This window comes from Protofrankia coriariae (assembly GCF_001017755.1).
GTDB lineage: Bacteria > Actinomycetota > Actinomycetes > Frankiales > Frankiaceae > Protofrankia > Protofrankia coriariae.
Genome location: NZ_JWIO01000011.1, coordinates 1 through 15,985, shown reverse-complemented (window position 1 = coordinate 15,985; position 15,985 = coordinate 1). Strand labels below are relative to the sequence as shown.

At 72.1% G+C, this 15,985-nt stretch carries 10 protein-coding genes; 4 read left to right on the top strand and 6 right to left on the bottom strand.

Annotated features, from left to right (window positions below):
- Positions 1 to 76 precede the first annotated feature (76 nt).
- The gene (locus tag FrCorBMG51_RS08825; RefSeq protein WP_047222612.1) at positions 77 to 472 is read right to left on the bottom strand and encodes a DUF3817 domain-containing protein; all 396 of its coding nucleotides are present in this window, start codon (positions 470 to 472) and stop codon (positions 77 to 79) included.
- A gap of 577 nt (positions 473 to 1,049) precedes the next feature.
- Between FrCorBMG51_RS08825 and hemE the strand changes: the two genes are divergently transcribed.
- The 4 genes from hemE (at position 1,050) to FrCorBMG51_RS08805 (ending at position 6,076) form a co-directional block, all read left to right on the top strand.
- Positions 1,050 to 2,156 (top strand): uroporphyrinogen decarboxylase, encoded by a 1,107-nt coding sequence (hemE, locus tag FrCorBMG51_RS08820; RefSeq protein ID WP_086055340.1) that lies wholly within the window; start codon positions 1,050 to 1,052, stop codon positions 2,154 to 2,156.
- Between the two features lie 533 nt (positions 2,157 to 2,689).
- On the top strand, positions 2,690 to 4,222 hold the full coding sequence (hemG, locus tag FrCorBMG51_RS08815) for a protoporphyrinogen oxidase (RefSeq protein ID WP_047222610.1): 1,533 nt from the start codon (positions 2,690 to 2,692) through the stop codon (positions 4,220 to 4,222).
- Between the two features lie 145 nt (positions 4,223 to 4,367).
- The gene (gene hemQ, locus FrCorBMG51_RS08810; protein WP_139342196.1) at positions 4,368 to 5,114 is read left to right on the top strand and encodes a hydrogen peroxide-dependent heme synthase; all 747 of its coding nucleotides are present in this window, start codon (positions 4,368 to 4,370) and stop codon (positions 5,112 to 5,114) included.
- Positions 5,115 to 5,365: 251 nt separating this feature from the next.
- Complete coding sequence (locus FrCorBMG51_RS08805) at positions 5,366 to 6,076, top strand: class I SAM-dependent methyltransferase (RefSeq protein ID WP_047222609.1); 711 nt, start codon at positions 5,366 to 5,368, stop codon at positions 6,074 to 6,076.
- A 5-nt stretch (positions 6,077 to 6,081) separates the two neighbouring features.
- Here FrCorBMG51_RS08805 and FrCorBMG51_RS08800 read toward each other — a convergent pair whose 3' ends face one another.
- The 5 genes from FrCorBMG51_RS08800 to FrCorBMG51_RS33060 all read right to left on the bottom strand — a co-directional run bounded on the left by FrCorBMG51_RS08800 (position 6,082) and on the right by FrCorBMG51_RS33060 (position 15,917).
- Positions 6,082 to 6,912, bottom strand: a complete 831-nt coding sequence (locus tag FrCorBMG51_RS08800) for a hypothetical protein (protein ID WP_047222608.1) — start codon at positions 6,910 to 6,912, stop codon at positions 6,082 to 6,084.
- Between the two features lie 308 nt (positions 6,913 to 7,220).
- On the bottom strand, positions 7,221 to 8,411 hold the full coding sequence (locus FrCorBMG51_RS08795) for an SLC13 family permease (protein ID WP_047222607.1): 1,191 nt from the start codon (positions 8,409 to 8,411) through the stop codon (positions 7,221 to 7,223).
- A gap of 75 nt (positions 8,412 to 8,486) precedes the next feature.
- Positions 8,487 to 14,357, bottom strand: coding sequence for a WD40 domain-containing protein (locus tag FrCorBMG51_RS08790; RefSeq protein ID WP_047222606.1), 5,871 nt, complete (start codon positions 14,355 to 14,357; stop codon positions 8,487 to 8,489).
- 223 nt (positions 14,358 to 14,580) lie between these two features.
- Positions 14,581 to 15,252, bottom strand: coding sequence for a cupin domain-containing protein (locus tag FrCorBMG51_RS08785; protein WP_047222605.1), 672 nt, complete (start codon positions 15,250 to 15,252; stop codon positions 14,581 to 14,583).
- Between the two features lie 350 nt (positions 15,253 to 15,602).
- Positions 15,603 to 15,917 carry a hypothetical protein gene (locus FrCorBMG51_RS33060; RefSeq protein ID WP_338052716.1) on the bottom strand — a complete coding sequence of 105 codons (315 nt, stop codon included), beginning with the start codon at positions 15,915 to 15,917 and terminating at the stop codon, positions 15,603 to 15,605.
- Between the last annotated feature and the right edge of the window lie 68 nt (positions 15,918 to 15,985).

Here is a 15,985-nt window from a genome sequence, read left to right as displayed (position 1 = left end):
CGCCCCTGCCGGGACGGCCCGCGGTCATCTCCCAGGGCTGCCCCGGGAGGTGACCGCGGCGGTTCGAGGCCTGGCTTCAGGACGCGGGTTCGGATGCCGACGTGGCGGGGGCGCCCGGTCCGGTGTGGGCGGCATCGGCGGTGCGGTCGGACGCCAATGGCCGCAGCCAGCGGCGTTCGACGAAATAGGGGGCAACCGGCAGGACGGACGCGCCGAGCGCCAGCAGCGTCCGCCGCGTCGCCCAGTGATGTGCCGTGGCGACGGCGACGATGACCGCGCAGTAGGCGAGAAAGAGCACGCCGTGGATCGGCCCGAGCACCCTGACCCCGCCGGGGTGATCGGCCGTATGTTTGATCACGGTCGCCACCAGCAGGAGCAGGAAGGACGTCGCCTCGGCAATCGAGATCAGCCGGGCGGCAGCGAGCAGTTGGTCGCCACTGTCGGACCGTCGGTGGTCACCGTCGGCTGGCATGTTCGGCCTCCATGGTCATGACGCGTGAGTCGTCACGCGTGGTCGGTCATCGCACATGATCGGCTCGTCACGCGTGGTCGGGTCAGTGGGTGTGGTCGGCTCGGCAGGCTCGGCAGGCATGGCAGGCTCGGTCGTCGCGGTGGCGGCATGGTCGCGCCGCCTTCGGCCGACCGCCGGTGGGAGGGCTTGCGAATCCGGTGGCCGGTCTGTTCTACGTGCTGTCGAAGATAAACCGTTCCCGGGGCGGCCTGTCGAGCCTCCGGGGATGCCCGGAGGCGGTGGCGCGTCGCGCCGTTCCGTGCCCCCGTGCTCGCGAGTCCGGGGTGTTCGTCGAAAAAACCGAGTATTTCGCCTTGCCCGCCCTTGCCCGCCCCTGCCCGCCCCTGCCCGCCGTCGTCATCGTCGCCGTGCCCGCGTCCCCGTGCCCGGCGGGCCTGGGCGCCCGCTGCGGTGAGGTCTGTCCCACCCGCCTGCCCGTGCCATGTCCGAGTGCGGCAGCGGGCGTGACGGAGGTCGCGACCGGGCTGCTCTCCCTGTCGGGAGCATCCATCGCGATGAACGTGCAACCATCAGGGTCATGTGTGCGGCAGCAGTGGATCCAGCGGCGGATCCGACAGAACCGAGCGGAACGTCCGGGGCGGGTGGGGCATCCGGGGCACGTCCCGAGTTGCGCGACGCGCCGTTCCTGCGTGCCTGCAGGGGCGAGCCAGCCGAGCATGTTCCGGTGTGGTTCATGCGCCAGGCGGGCCGCGCGCTGCCCGAGTACCGCAAGCTGCGCGCGGGCACGGCGATGCTCGACTCCTGCCGTGATCCGGATATGGTGACGGAAATCACGCTACAGCCGATACGCCGCTTCCGTACGGACGCCGCGATCCTGTTCTCCGACATCGTGCTGCCCCTGGTCGCCATCGGGGTGGACATCGACATCGTCGCCGGGGTGGGCCCGGTCGTCGCGGAACCGATCCGGGACGGCGCCGCGCTGGCCCGGCTGCGGCCGCTCGCCGGCGACGACGTCCCGTACGTGACCGAAGCCGTCCACACGCTCGTACGCGAGCTGGGGCCGACCCCGCTGATCGGATTCGCCGGGGCTCCGTTCACCCTGGCCAGTTACCTCGTCGAGGGCGGGCCGAGCCGGACGCACGCCCGCACCAAGCAACTGATGTACAGCGCGCCGCGGGTGTGGCACGAGCTGGCCGACCGGCTCGCCGACATCACCATCGGTTACCTGCGGGTCCAGGTGGACGCGGGGGTGAGCGCGCTGCAGCTGTTCGACTCGTGGGCCGGGGCGTTGGACGAGGCCGACTACCGCCGCTACGTCCTGCCCCACAGCCGGCGGGTCCTCGAGGCGTTCGCCGGTGACGGCGTCCCCCGCATCCATTTCGGGGTGAACACCGGGGAGCTGCTCGCCGTCATGGCCGAGGCCGGGGCCGACGTGGTCGGGGTGGACTGGCGGGTCCCACTGGACGAGGCCGCCCGCCGGATCGGCCCGGGCCGGGCGGTGCAGGGCAACCTCGACCCGACCGCCGTCTTCGCGCCACGTGACGTCCTTGCCGAGAAGGTCCATGACGTGTGCTCCCGCGGAGCCAAGGCGGACGGCCATGTGTTCAACCTCGGGCACGGGGTGCTCCCCGAGACCGATCCGGACGTGCTCGCCCACATCGTCGAACTGGTGCACGATTTCTGAGCACCAGCCGTTTCCGAGCGCCATCCGCCCGCTGGCCGTCTTCTGAGCGCTGCTGCCGTCGACGGACCGGGTGCCTGGGACGTCAACGCCGACTCTTCTGGTCGTCGTTCCGGGAGGCCTGGGCAGCCTGGGCCCGGCCGGTCGGCGGGAGGCCATGGCCGGGCATCTGTCGCGCGGCGCCGTGTGGCGCCTGCGGCGTCCGATGCGGCGCTGCGTAGGCTTTCTGTAAGCGATGTATGACCTGTTGTGACGTCATGTGACGCCGTGCGGGTGGCCGGGTGCCTTTTCTCACCCTTGCCGGGCAATCTTTGCCCGTCGCGGTCCGATGGGCGGACGCGGGAGGAAACTGGTGCGGGTCACGCAACATGCGGCCGTCGGCCCGGGCCGGCACGCCGCTGGACAGCGGCGGTCGGCACGCGGACGGTGGTCAGGCGTGTACGGGTCATACGTGTACGAGGTCATACGTGTACGGGCCAGGCGTATCGGGCCAGGTGTATCGGACGAGGTGGCCGTAACGGGAGGAGCGGGTCTGCATGCGGGTCGTCGTGGTCGGAGCGGGTGTCGCGGGGCTTGCGGCCGCCCATGCGCTGCGGGGCCGAGCCCAGGTCACCGTCGTGGAGGCCACCGACCGGGTCGGTGGCAAGCTGCGGACGACCCCGTTCGAGGGGCTGGAGCTTGAGGAGGGCGCCGAGTCGTTCCTCGTCCGCGTGCCGGACGCGGTGCGGCTGGCCCGTCACGTGGGCCTCGGCCACGACATCGTCCATCCGGCCACCACCAGCGCGTCGCTGCTGATCTCCGGCCGGCTGCGTCCGCTGCCCCCGCGGACCCTGCTCGGCGTCCCGACCGACGTGGTCGGCCTGCTGCGGTCACGGGTGCTCTCCCCGACCGGGCTCGTGCGCGCCGCGGCCGATCTGGTGCTGCCGCGCACCCCACTGCCGGCCGATCCCACGGTCGGCGGCTTCGTGGGCGCCCGGGTCGGCCGCCAGGTCGTCGAACGCCTGGTGGATCCCCTGCTTGGCGGGGTGTACGCGGGGCGGGCCGACGCCATGTCGCTGCGGGCCACGGTTCCGCAGCTGACTCCGATCATGTCCGAGAGCCGTTCGCTGCTGCTCGGGGCGTACCGGGTGCGGGCCCGCACGGCACCGGCCGACCCCGCGACCACCCCGGTGTTCGCCTCGGTGCGTGGCGGCCTGGGCCGCTTCGCCGCGGCCGTCGCGGACGCCAGCGAGGCGGAGATCCTGCTGGGGACGCGCGTGCGCAGGCTCAGCCAGACCGCCGCCGGCTGGCGGCTGAGCCTCGTCGGCAGCGGCAGCGGCAGCGGCAGCGGGCCGCGTGCCGTGCCGGATGGCACCAGCGGTGACACCGGCACGAGTTCAGGTCCCGGAGCCGACGCCGGCCCTGCAGCCGGCCCGGGAGCTGATCTGGGCGCCGATCTGGAAGCCAATGCCGTCGACGGACCGGGTGCCTGGGACGTCGACGCCGACGCCGTGATCCTCGCCGTACCCGTGCCCGAGGCCCGGCGGCTGCTCAGCCCGGTGGCGCCGCACGTGGCCGCGCCGCTGGCCGCGGTCCCGTACACGTCGGTGGCGTTGATCACGCTGCTCTACCGCGGGGTACAGCTGCCGCCGGGCAGTGGCTACCTCGTCCCGCCGCGCCAGGGCAACGTGATGAAGGCGGCCACGTTCCTGTCCGCGAAGTGGCCGCACCTGTCGGCGGACCCCGGCCTGAGCATCGTGCGAGCGAGTGTCGGCCGGGCCGGCGACGAAAGCGATCTGGAACGCTCCGACGTCGAGCTCGCCGGTGTCGTCGCGGCCGAGCTGGCCGCCGCGACCGGCCTGACGGCCCGGCCGCTGGCCAGCCGGGTGACCAGGTGGGACGCCGGGCTCCCGCAGTACCTGCCCGGCCACCTCGAGCGGACGGCGGTGGTACGCGGGATGCTGCCCGCCGGCCTCGCGCTGGCCGGCGCCGGGTACGACGGGGTGGGTATTGCGGCCTGTGTCCGCTCCGGCGAGGCCGCCGCGGAGACGGTGCTGCGTTCCGACGACGCGGTCCGGATCGGCCAGTGACTCGATCTCGGCTGCGGGCCCGTTCGCGGATGCTGGCCCGTTCGGTCGCCGGCAGGTTTTCGGACGGCGACCCGTTCGCGGATGGTGACCCGGTCCGGTGGGGTACTGGCGGGCCCCGGCCGGCCCGGTAGGTGACAATTAGGCCATGCCCGAGACTCCCACAGCCATCACCGAGACTCCCGAGACCGGGACCTCCCAAGGCGGTCCCGTCCCCTCCGCCCGGGAGCTCAACGCCGAGCTGCTCTACACCTCCTGGTCGGTCTTTGCGGCGCGCGAGGCCCTGCCCGCGGACCGGACAGCGATCGCGGCCGAGGTGGAGAGTCTGCTGGAGGGGGCTCTCGCCAAGGACGTCTACACCCGGGGTGTCTACGACCTGAGCGGCTACCGGGCGGACGCCGACGTCCTGCTGTGGTGGACCAGCCCCGACCCCGACCTGCTCCAGGAGACCTACCAACGGTTCCGCCAGAGCGCTCTCGGGCGGGCGCTGGCGCCGGTGTGGTCGGCGGTCGGCCTGCACCGGCCGGCCGAGTTCAACCGCAACCACGTGCCCGCCTACGTCCGGCGCGAGGACCCGAAGGCGTACGTGTGCGTCTACCCGTTCAACAGGTCGCTTCAGTGGTACCTGCTGCCCGACTACGAACGCCGCGGCATGCTCGCCGAGCACGGGATCATGGGCCGGGAGTTCCCCGACGTCCGGGCGAACACGGTGTCCGCGTTCGGGCTGGGCGACTACGAGTGGCTGCTGGCCTTCGAGGCGGACGAACTGCACCGGATCGTCGACTGCCTGCGGCACCTGCGCGCCAGCCGGGCACGGGAGCACACCCGCCTGGAGACGCCGTTCTTCACCGGCGTCCGCAAGCCGATCGCCGACCTTGTCGCGGCCCTGCCGTAGGCCTCGCGGGGCCACGACCGCCCGCCGCGGACCGTGCAGGGGCACGGCCCTTCTACCGCAGCCGCGCAGGGGGCGCGGCCCTCTTGCCCACGGCCGCGTGGGAGCGCGGCTCCTGTCACAGCCGCACACGGCTGCGGCTCCTGTCACAGGCCGCGCGGTGTCGTGGCCGCGCCGACATGCTGACGGCAGGTGCGCGGGCCTGAGCGAAAAACGCGTGCGGGGCCGAGCGAGAGACGGTAGCGAGGGACGGTATGGACCCGATCGTTGCCGCGAACCTGTGTTCCTACACCGACGGCACACAGGTCGCCGACTATCTGGCCACGCCCTACCATTCCCGCCGGGTGGCGGACGCGACCGACCTGCTGATACAGGAGGCCCGGCGCCGGAGTACCCGGCCGCTCATAGCCGACCTGGGCGCCGGGACGCGAACCGTCAGCGAAAAGCTGTCCCAACACGGAGCCCGGGCCGTCATGGTGGATCTCGGCGCCCACCAGTCCGGCCGGACGGCCCGCTGGCACATCCCGCTGGTACGGGCCGACCTCACCCGCCCTCTCCCGTTCCGGTCGGGGGCGCTGGACGGGATCTTCGCCGGTGAGATCGTCGAGCACCTTTTCGACCCGGTCGTCTTTCTGACGGAATGCCGGCGGGTTCTGGCCCCCGGCGGGGTGCTCGTGGTGACCACGCCCAACCTCGCGACCCTCCAGGACCGGATTCGTTTCCTGATCGGCCGAAGCCCCCGTCAGGTCGACCCCCATCATCCCTACCTGAAGCTGCACATACGCCCGTTCACGTACTCGTCCCTGGTCCGGGCCTTCGACGTCTGCGGCTTCCGGGTTGTCGGTTTCCGCTCCAACTACGTGGTGCTGGGCGGAGAGGCGCGCAACGTCTCGTCACGGGTCCTCGCGCGGGTGTTCCCCTCGCTCGGGGGATCGCTGGTTCTCGCCGGTGTCAGGACCGGCTGAAGGCGTCAGGACGGGGCGAGAAAACCCGGCGCTGACGGCCAGGCGGTGACGGCCGGGCGGTGACGATCGGCTCCGAGCGTCGGACCGGCCGCGGCCTTCACGGGCTTCACGGCCGGGGCCGGCCGGCGCTGATCGCGCAGTGAGAACGAACCGTGGTCGGTGGTGCAGGTACCGTACGGGCTCATGCCGTACACCGCGATGTCCGACAGCGGGCCGGAGTAGGTGCGCGCGGGGGGCAGGCCGGTCAGGGCGATGCGTGAGTTCGGGTCGTCGGGCCAGGCGAGGGTCACGTGCGGGTTGAAGCGGTCGCCGTCGGGCGCGGCCACCTCGTCGTAGCCGTAGCGGGCGAGCTGGCTCACCGCGGCCGGATCGGCCGGGACACGGCCTGCCAGCACGTCGTGCAGCCGCTCGCCGGCGGGGCTGAGCTCGCGTAGCCGTCCCCGGCGCAGCGGCTCGACCGTCCTGATGACCTCGCGTTGCAGTTCGACCCAGGCCGGTGACCGGCGGAAGTACAGCTCCGGCGCGCCCTGCGGGTTGTGCCGGTACTCCTCACCCTCGCCGTACAGCGGCGGCAGGGCCTGGGCCACCGTGCGGACGACGTCGACAACCAGGGGTATCTCCGAGGGGCTGACGGCGAGCATGAACAGCGACACGTGCGGCTCGCAGACACCGCCGGCCGGGTCGTGGGGGTATGCCGCGCCGAGGCGGAAGTGCGACGGATAGCCATTGGCCGCCATCCGCCGGGCCAGGCCCGCGCTCGACGAGACCGCCTGCCGCCGCAGCGGAGGGGGCAGCAGGAGCACGACGTCGAGGGTGACGGTGGTGGGAGAAGACACTGCGCTTCCTCTGCTCGAAATGGTCAGGCCGTCCGCGCCGGCACAACCGGTGTGAACGGATTCCCGGCGGTACCGGAGCGCCGGCACACCGGATACCGACACAACGCATGGCTGGCCGGATGCGTTGCCGAATAGTGTCGCAGCTCATGGTGGGCGGTGTCCCGGTATCGGCACCGGCGTTTTCCGGCCGTCGGAAGTACGAACCGGCCGCCGGGAACCGCCGGGAAGTGGCGAACCGGCCGCTGGAAGTACGAAAAGCACAGCCTCTGTTGTGTCGCCCGTGGTCATCGTTTCACGACCGGCCCTGGTTATCCGAGAAATGTTCCTGTCGCGACGACGACGACAAGGCCGGCGACCAGCGCCGGCAGGCCGATCCGCAGGCCGAGGACGGTGTACTGCCAGGGGCTGACATGGACGTCGAGGCGGGCCGCGGTGGCACGCCAGAGCAGGCCGGCGAGCGCGCCGTGCAGGACGAGCACCGGCCCGAAGTTGACACCGAACAGCAGCGGCCACAGCTGGTCGGGATTCGCGTCGATCTCCGGCAGGCCGATGAGCAGCGCAGGCAGGTTGTTGATCGTGTTGGCGCCCAGGATGCCGAGCCCGGCCACCCGTACCTGCGCGAGCCAGCCCGACCCGCTGAAAAGAGCGCCAAGGCCCAGCTCCGGGGAGGCCGCCGTGGCCACCACCCCGAGGCTCACGGCGAGGGCGGCCGCGCCGAACGGAAGGTCGCTGACCCGGACCGTGCGGGTCAGGGCGAACAGCACGACGTCGGCGACGAGCGCCACCGCCCAGGCCGGCACGCCGAAGAGGTCACCGACGGTGAAGCCCAGGACGACGAAAACCACGATCGGCGTGCCGAGGCGCAGTGCGCGCGGATCCACCGGGTCCCTGACCTGGTCGTGCAGGGCCGTGGCGGTGTCGATCCGGCGGTAGCCGTACCAGCCGACCACCACCGCCACCAGCGACGCCGGCCCGAGCCGGGAGACGAAGTCGGCGACACCCAGGTCGTAGCGGTCGGCGGCGATCAGGTTGGTGAGGTTCGAGATCGGCAACGCGCTGGACGCCAGGCAGGCCAGCAGGACCGGCTGCATCGCCAGCATGGTCGGGTTGAAGCCGTGCCGACGCGCGATGCGGATGTAGAGCGGGGTGAGCAGCACGACCGAGGCGTCGAGGTTGAGGAACGTGGTGACCGCCGCCGCGAGCACCCACAGGCCCAGCCGTGGGTTCGGGCCGGTGTCCACGAGCGCGGCCACCGACGAGAAGAACCCGAGCCTGTCCAGCATTGCCGCGAGCGGCACGGCCAGCAGCAGGAAAGCCAGCGGTGACACCAGCGGCCGGACGGCGTCGACCGCCTCGTCGCCGGCCATGCCACCGATGAGGAGGAGTGCCACCGCGGCGACGGCTGGCACCACCCAGTTCGGGATCCGGGCCGGGCGTATGAACACGCCGAGTACGGCGGCGGCCAACAGAATGATCCGAACGGCCGCCACCGCACACATGCTAGCGCCTGGTGACAGAAGCTCCGGATGCGCCCAGTGGTGGGATGGATTCACCCGAAGGGTCGGAGCTGAGGGTCAGAAGGGCGCCTCGACCGGCAGCAGCCGTACCGCGTCCAGGTGCCGGTCGAGCTCGCCCAACTCGAAGCGGCACATGCCGATCACGTGCCAGATCTCGCCGGCGAGGTCGCCGCCGAACTTGTAGCCGCCGTCGGGCGCCAGCGCCGCCCACCCGCTCTCGTGGCCGACCAGGGTCACCGCCAGGCCGGTGGGCCCGGACCGGCCGACGTTCCACAGCCGGGCCGTGCCGTCGTCGCCGCAGCTTGCCAGGCGGGTGCCGTCCGGGCTGAAGTCCAGCGACCAGATCCGGCGGGTGTGCCCGGCCAGCGTATCCAGACGGCCTCCGCTGGCGATGTCCCAGAGCTGGACGACCAGGTCGTCGCCGGCGGTGGCGAGCACCGTGCCGTCGGGGCTGAACGCGGCCGCCCACAGCCGTCCCCGGTGCTGGGCGAACACCCGCAGCAGCTCGCCGGTGGCGGCGTCCCACAGCCGGGCTGTGCCGTCGTTGGACGCGCTCGCGAGCAGGCTGCCGTCCGGGGTGAACAGCACCGCGTACACGCGGTCGGTGTGGCCGGTGAGAGTCCGCCGGCACTCGCCGGTCTCGGTGTCCCACAGCCGTACCCTGCTGTCGTCACATCCCGTGGCGAGCAGCCGGCCGTCCGGGGCGAACGCGAGCGAGCGCACCCGCCCCTTGTGGCCCTCGAAGGTCCGGATGTGCCGGCCGGTCCCGCGGTACCACAGGCGCACGGAGTCGTCGTCGTTCGCGGTGGCGATTATCTCCCCGTCCGGGCTGAACGCCTGGGCCCACACGTGGTCGGTTTCGACCCGCAGCTCCCGTTCGTAGGCGCCGGTGTCCTGGGTGCCGGGAGCGTCGAGGTTCCACAGGTGCACACCACCGGCGCTGCTGGTCGCGGCGATGCGCCGGCCGACGGGGGTGAAGATGGCGGAGGTGAGACGGTCGGCGGCACCGGTGAGCTCCCCGCGGCGCTGCCCGGTCCGTGGATCCCACAGCCACACCTCGCCGTCGTTGCCGCTGGTGGCCAGCAGGGAGCCGTCGGGGCTGAAGCGCACCGAGCTCAGCCGCCGGCCGTGCCCGGTCAGCACGCGCACGCACGTGCCGCTCACCGGGTCCCACAGCCGCGCGGTCCGGTCGTTGCTGCTGGTCGCTATCTGGCCGCCGTCCGGGCGGAACACCATCGGCCAGACCGCCCCCTTGTGCCCGGTCAGCTCGTGGCGCTGCTCGCCGGTGGCCGGGTCGATCAGCCGCATGACCCGGTTGTTGTCGCTGCTGGCCAGCAGCGTCCCGTCCGGGCTGAACAGGACCCGGTACACGGCCGCGCCGTGGCGGGTGATGATCCGCCGCTGCGTACCGCCGGCCACACCCCACAGCCGGACCACACCGGCTATGTCGCCGGTGGCCAGCAGGTGGCCGTCCGGATGGAAGTCGAGGGTGTAGACGGCCCGTTCGTGCCCGACGAGGTCCTCCCGGAGTTCGCCGGTGGCGGGGTCCCACAGGTGGACGCCGCCACCGTCGCCGGCGGTGGCGAGCAGGCTGCCGTCCGGGCTGAAGGCCAGCCGGAAGACCTCCGCCGCGGTTGATATCCGCTGGTGCAGCTGGCCGGTCGCGGTCTGCCACAGCCGCACGGTGCCGTCGCTGTCGCCGGTGGCGAGCAGGCTGCCGTCCGGGTGGAACGCCGCGGTCCACACCCGGGAGGCATGCCCGGGCAGCAGCGCGCGGACCTGGCCGCCAGCGGTGTCCCACAGCCGGACGGTGCCGCTGCTGTCACCGACGGCGATCAGGCTGCCGTCCGGGCTCGGCTCCACCGGCCAGACCCAGTCGCGGTGACCGCCCAGCGTGTGCAGGCAGCGGCCGCTCGTCGGCTCCCACAGCCGGACGGTGGTGTCGTTCGAGCCGCTGACCAGCACCTCCGACGCGTAACGGACGACGTATGCCCGGCTGTGGTGGCCCTGCAGCGTCTGGAGCGGACGGCCGGTGGCCGCGTCGCAGAGGAGGATCCCGCCCTCCTCGCTGGCGATCGCCAGGATCCCGCCGTCCGGGCTGTAGACGACCGGGTCCGGGATCCGGCCGGTCTCGAAGCCGAAGGAGACACCGAGCGCGGACGGTACGAGACCGACGTGCACCTGCTGACCCGGGGCCACGGCGGCACCCTGCCGCCGCGCGTCGGCGAGCAGCGCCGGGTCCGCGCTCGCCCCGACGATCGCGCTCTGCCGCAGCCGGGCGCCGTCGATGCGCGCCCCTCGCAGGCTGGAGCCGAGCAGGCGGGCGCGGGTCAGGTCGGCGCCGGTGAGGTCCGCCCCGCTCAGGTCGGCCTCGTCGAGGCGGGCGGCGACCAGCCGGGTGCCGCGCATGACCGCGCCGGTGAGATCGGCACCGGTCAGGATGGCGTCGGTGAGGTCGGCGTCGGTGAGGTCCACCGCCCGCATCTCCCGGTACGACAGGTCCTCGCCGCGCAGTGACACCCCGCGCAGGTCGCTGCGGATGGGGGTTCGCAGCCGGGCACTGACCTTCAGCGCGTTCGCCCTGGTCACCTCCGCGGCGTCCGGGCCGGCGAGCACGCGGGTGGCCCAGGCCCGGGACGCCTCCGCGGTCGCCAGGTCGCAGAGGAAGTCGATGGCCAGCTGGGAGAAGTGGCGCCTGGACAGCAGCTGCGGGTCGGTGACCCCGCGGGCGAACTGTCGGGCGACATCGTTGGCCACGAACCATTCGGTCACCGACAGGTGAATGAAACCGAACAGCCCGTCGTCGGTCCGGGTCAGCAGGCTGCCCGCTCCCATGGCGTGGACGGTCTGCTGGGCGGACAGCTTGCCGCCGGCCAGCCCGGTGAGGGCGGCTGCGACCTCGCCGAGTTCGGCCAGCCGCAGGAACGGCTCGTTCGACTCCCACAGTCGCAGCGCGAGGGTCGTCACCGCCGTCCACAGGTCCTCGAGGCTCAGGGTGACCGGCGCGCCCGGCACCCCCTGGGTGCGCACCACCTCACCCCTCAGCCAGGTGGTGAGGATCTCCCGGTAGAGCCCGGCCGCGGACAGGGTGTGCCGGGCGCTCGCGACGCTGGTGAGCTGTTCGGCGTCCAGGTCGGCGACGAAGCTCAGCATCCGGGGGTTGCGGGACAGTCCGCCTAGGTCCTGAATCCGCTTGATGAGGTCGAGCCGCTCGTCGGCGGCCGCCTCGTTACCGTTGTAACGGTTCACCAGATAGGTACGGATCTGCGAGGGGGCGAACTCCTCGATGTTGAGGACCCGGCGCTGCGGCAGCAGGCCGACCTTCGCGCCCAGCGCGGTGAACACCTGCGAGTTGGTCTGGAAGTGGTGGGTCCGGCTGGCAACGACGATCTTCGCGTCGTTGCTGGCGGCCGCCAGCAACGTGTCGAGATGGTCCGCGGCCCGGTCGTAGGTGACCCGGCTGACCAGCTCGTCGAACCCGTCGAAGAGCAGGACGATACGGCCGCTGCGCAGCAGGTAGCGGAACGCCTTCAGGTCGATGAAGTCCCGCCCGTGGTGGGCGAGGTGGGCGGCGACCATCCCGTCGACGTTGTGCGCCTTGTCCAGGGCGCGCAGCTCGATGAAGATCGGTGTCAGGTGGGGCAGCTCGGACGGTATGCGGCGGGCGACCTCCCGCAGGGCGAAGCTCTTGCCCCGGCCGAAGTCCCCGAGGACGAGGATGAAACGGCCGTCGTCCTGGCCGAGCAGCCGCAGCAGCTCGTCCGTGAGGCCCTCGTGGACGGCGCGGTCCACGCCGATGAGATCGCGGTAACGCTGCGACACGTACAGCTCCGCCCGGTAACGCGGGTCGTCCACCAGCCGGGCGGTCTGGTCCGCCACGAAGTCGCTGAGGTCCAGCAGCCCCTGGAACTCGGTGAAGCTGCGTACCCGCACCCGGCGGCGCAGCGCCTCCTCCCGCAGGGTCTGGTGCACCGGGATGTCGGTGACGATCTCCGAGTGGAGATCGGGCGCCAGGGCGTGCACGTGATGGACGAAGGCCTCCACGTCGGCCAGGCCGATCGGTCCGAGGTGGGCGCCGATGCGTAGCTGCCGGACGTAGCCGTCGTCGTCGTAGGTGACCAACAGATGCGGGACGGCGCCCCCGATCTGGCGGATCCTGGCCTGGTGGTAGCGGGTCCGGCAGACGTCGGCGATCCGCTCGAGCTGCGTCAGGAGCGGGTCGGGCGCCTCGTGCGGGGCGCCGGCGTCGGAATCGCCACCGCCCCCGGCCTCGGCGACGTTGATCGTGGGATACGACCCGCTGCCGCTCACCGTGCCAGGGAAGGTCGCGCCGACGGCGTGCCAGGTGCGGCGCAGCCGCCCCGCCGCCCCGGGCCGGGCAGCGCCGCCCACCGGCCGGGCCGGGCCGTCACCGTCGGTCCACCGGGTCAGGCCGTCCGGGTCGATCGTCAACAGCTGGAGCCGGCCGGGAGCGGGCGCCGGGACCACCGGCAGGCCGGACTTCAGCGCACCGGGGACCGACGCGGCCCCGGACGCCGACGGGCCGGTGCCGCCCGTCCCCGTTCCCGCGCCCGGTGACTGCAGCCCCGGCAGGAGCAGGTTCAGCCGGCCGCCGAGGAGCCGGTCGAACGCGGTGGTGTCGCGCAGCACGGCGGACTCGTCGACGGCCCGCTCGCCAGGCCCGCCGCCCGGCGGCGCCGGCGGGTGGAAGACGGCGCCGATCCGCAGCACCCCCGCCTGTTCGAACGGCCGTAGCTGGTGGGCGAACCAGGCCGCCTGGGCGGTGCCGACGTAGCCGTAACGGTCGCTGTCCCGGTGGCTTTCGGCCATGGTGGAGTTCAGCCCCGCGACGGCCACGTCCAGGTCGGGGACGTGGAAGAGGGACCAGGGCTGCGCGCTGTCGAACAGCGGGCCCTCGATGCCCTGGTAGACCTCCCGGAACAGGTTGGCGAAGTGTCGCCACTTCGGCCAGTAGGGGGGCTGCGGCTCGATGTCGTCGGCGTCGCAGTTGGCGAAGTAGGCGCGGGCGGCCGCCTGGTTGATGTCGTGGCTGCCCGGGACGACCACGAGCCGGTGCGCCTCGAGGCTCAGCAGCGCCCGCAGGCCGGCCAGGAACGTCAGCGCCTCCTCGAACTCCCGGGGGTGGCCGGAGCTGGTCAGGTCGCCGGTGACGACGAGCAGGTCCGGATGGGAGGCGCCGGCGTGGATGAGCCGCGTGACATCACCCCACAGGCGTGCCTGCAGCTCCCCGGCGGAGCGGACACCGTCCGCCCCCCGCCGGGGTATCCGCGGCGCGGCGAGGTGCAGCACCGTGACGGACGGCCGCGGCCGGCGTGCCGGAGCCGCCGCCAGCGGGTAGGCCGGCGCCACCACGGGCAGGCGCCGGGTGGTGACACGGCTCGGCGAGACGGGCTCGTCGAGTTCCGCCGCGGGGAGGACGGCCCGGGCATCCGTCGCGAGCGGGTAACCGGGGCCGGTCTCGGGTTTCGCGCGTCCCCGCAGCGTGTCGGAGACCTTCTTCAGTAACAGCTCGCGAGCCTTCTGGGGGTCGGTGACACCGACCAGGTCGACAAAAGTGATCGTGGACAGCAGCCCGTCGAGCTCGCACTCCTCCGTGCGTACCGTGACGAGCTTGCTTTTCGAGGTGTCGGGGTCCAGCGCAACCTGCCATTCCAGGTTCCCCCACCTGGATTGCATATAGCTGCGGGACAGTACCGCGATGACGAGGGTCGCCTCGCTCACCCCGCGGTCGATGAACTCCTTGAAGTTGCTGCCGGGAACGAAGTCCCAGGCCTGGATCATGGTTCGGTAACCGGCGGTCTCCAGCTCCCAGGCGATCCAGGACGCCCAGCGCTCATTGGCCACCGAGTAACTGATGAAGAAGTCCAGGGGGCGGTCCGCGCGGATCGGATGGGCTTGCGACGCCATTTGCCCAGTATGGCCCAGGGGATACCACGTGGCAGGGCCGGCACGCCACGTCATCGGATGTTTTTTGGAGTTTTGTCAAAATTTATATTGTTTTGTCCTTTTCGGTTGGTTTCCGGTTGCCGGCGGGCTCCGGGTCGGGCCGGCGCCGGGCAGACCACGGGGCGGCGCCGGCCGCGGGCCGGGCGGCGGGGGCATGGGCGGGGCATGGGCGGGTATGCGCCGGTCACACCGGCCGTGCGGCCGGTCGCCTCCGCTCGAGCAGGCGCAGGACGGTCCGGGCCACCCGGCCGCACTCGGCGGCGTCGCAGCGCCGGCGCCGCACCTGGTGGTCACGGACGTGGATCGGCCCGATCGACCGGTCGCGGTGCTCCGGGCGGTTGCGGGCCATCATCAGGGTGGTCGCCTCACCGCCGGGGATCTCGGTCCGGTGGAACGTCCCCGCCGGCATGGTGTAGATGTCGCCGGCCCGATGGCTTTCCATCGTGCCGGGGCCGTAGCGCACCAGGCGCGGGGTCGCCCGCAGTTCGTCCACGTCGCCGTGGCTGTGCACCTCGAAGAGGCGGTGGGTGGGCGGCGTCCCGGCCGCGGGGGTGATCCGCACGAGATGGTTGTGGACCTCGCCGGCCAGCACGAGGCTGCGCAGGTCCCAGCTGTGGCAGTGCACCGACGAGGTGGTCGGACGTGCCGCGCGGACCTGCCGGGTCCACACGTGCACACAGATCCCGACCTCCTCGAAACGCTTCACCGGAATACACAGGAATCCCAATGGGTGGCGCAGCACCGTCGCCTCCCGGGGGGCGGCCGCCGTGTTCACGAGGGCCTGCGTCAACCAATCCGGAACGGTGCCCGCCCGGATGCCGGCGACCTGGTGGCACAGCTGCGTGTAGGACGTCATGCGCACCGGTCCTTTACCTGGGCTTCGGGTACGCCCGGGTGAGCATCCGAAGCCGGGTGCCTTTCGGCGTTGTACCGGGGTCGGCATCCGCCACGCCGGGATGCCTGTTCGTCCCCCCGAGGTTTCCCACGAATGCATCGTAACCATGGGGTGGACGGTAAAAAAGCCGCTGTATCGTTTTACCACCGGTGCTGGCCGGCGCCGGCTGCTCCGGCGAATGCGTCACGGAAACCAGTGCCGACGATTCCGGCTGTTCGGGCGGATCGGAGAGCGGGGGATGTGCTCGAGCCCGGGAATCGGGGTGTCGGGCTCGAGCGGGGCGAGTTCACCCGGCTCGAGGCGGCACAGCTTCACGACCCACCACAGGAAGTTCGCCGCATCACCGTCAATCTTGGCGCTGCCGTCCGGCAGGAGCACGCTCCACCCGCCCGTGGCGAAGCCGACCATGGTGGCGACGGTGGTNGGGAGAAGGCGATCGCCGAGGCGGCGCCGCTCCGGCCGGTGCTACGGCTGGTGCTCCGGTTGGTGGTGGTCTGGCCGGTGGTGGGCCGGCTGGTGGGGTGGGTGAGCCGGCCGGTGGGGTGGCCGGTGGTGATGTCCCACAGGCGTACGGTGCCGTCGGGCTCGCCGGTGGCGAGGGTGGTGCCGTCGGGGGAGAAGGCGATCGCCGAGGCGGCGCCGCTCCGGCCGGTGCTACGGCTGGTGCTCCGGTTGGTGGTGGTCTGGCCGGTGG

Bases quoted from the DNA above. Each gene is read 5' to 3' on its own strand.
- FrCorBMG51_RS08825 (WP_047222612.1), bottom strand. From the start codon at position 472: ATGCCAGCCGACGGTGACCACCGACGGTCCGACAGTGGCGACCAACTG.
- hemE (WP_086055340.1), top strand. From the start codon at position 1,050: ATGTGTGCGGCAGCAGTGGATCCAGCGGCGGATCCGACAGAACCGAGC.
- hemG (WP_047222610.1), top strand. From the start codon at position 2,690: ATGCGGGTCGTCGTGGTCGGAGCGGGTGTCGCGGGGCTTGCGGCCGCC.
- hemQ (WP_139342196.1), top strand. From the start codon at position 4,368: ATGCCCGAGACTCCCACAGCCATCACCGAGACTCCCGAGACCGGGACC.
- FrCorBMG51_RS08805 (WP_047222609.1), top strand. From the start codon at position 5,366: ATGGACCCGATCGTTGCCGCGAACCTGTGTTCCTACACCGACGGCACA.
- FrCorBMG51_RS08795 (WP_047222607.1), bottom strand. From the start codon at position 8,411: ATGTGTGCGGTGGCGGCCGTTCGGATCATTCTGTTGGCCGCCGCCGTA.
- FrCorBMG51_RS08790 (WP_047222606.1), bottom strand. From the start codon at position 14,357: ATGGCGTCGCAAGCCCATCCGATCCGCGCGGACCGCCCCCTGGACTTC.
- FrCorBMG51_RS08785 (WP_047222605.1), bottom strand. From the start codon at position 15,252: ATGACGTCCTACACGCAGCTGTGCCACCAGGTCGCCGGCATCCGGGCG.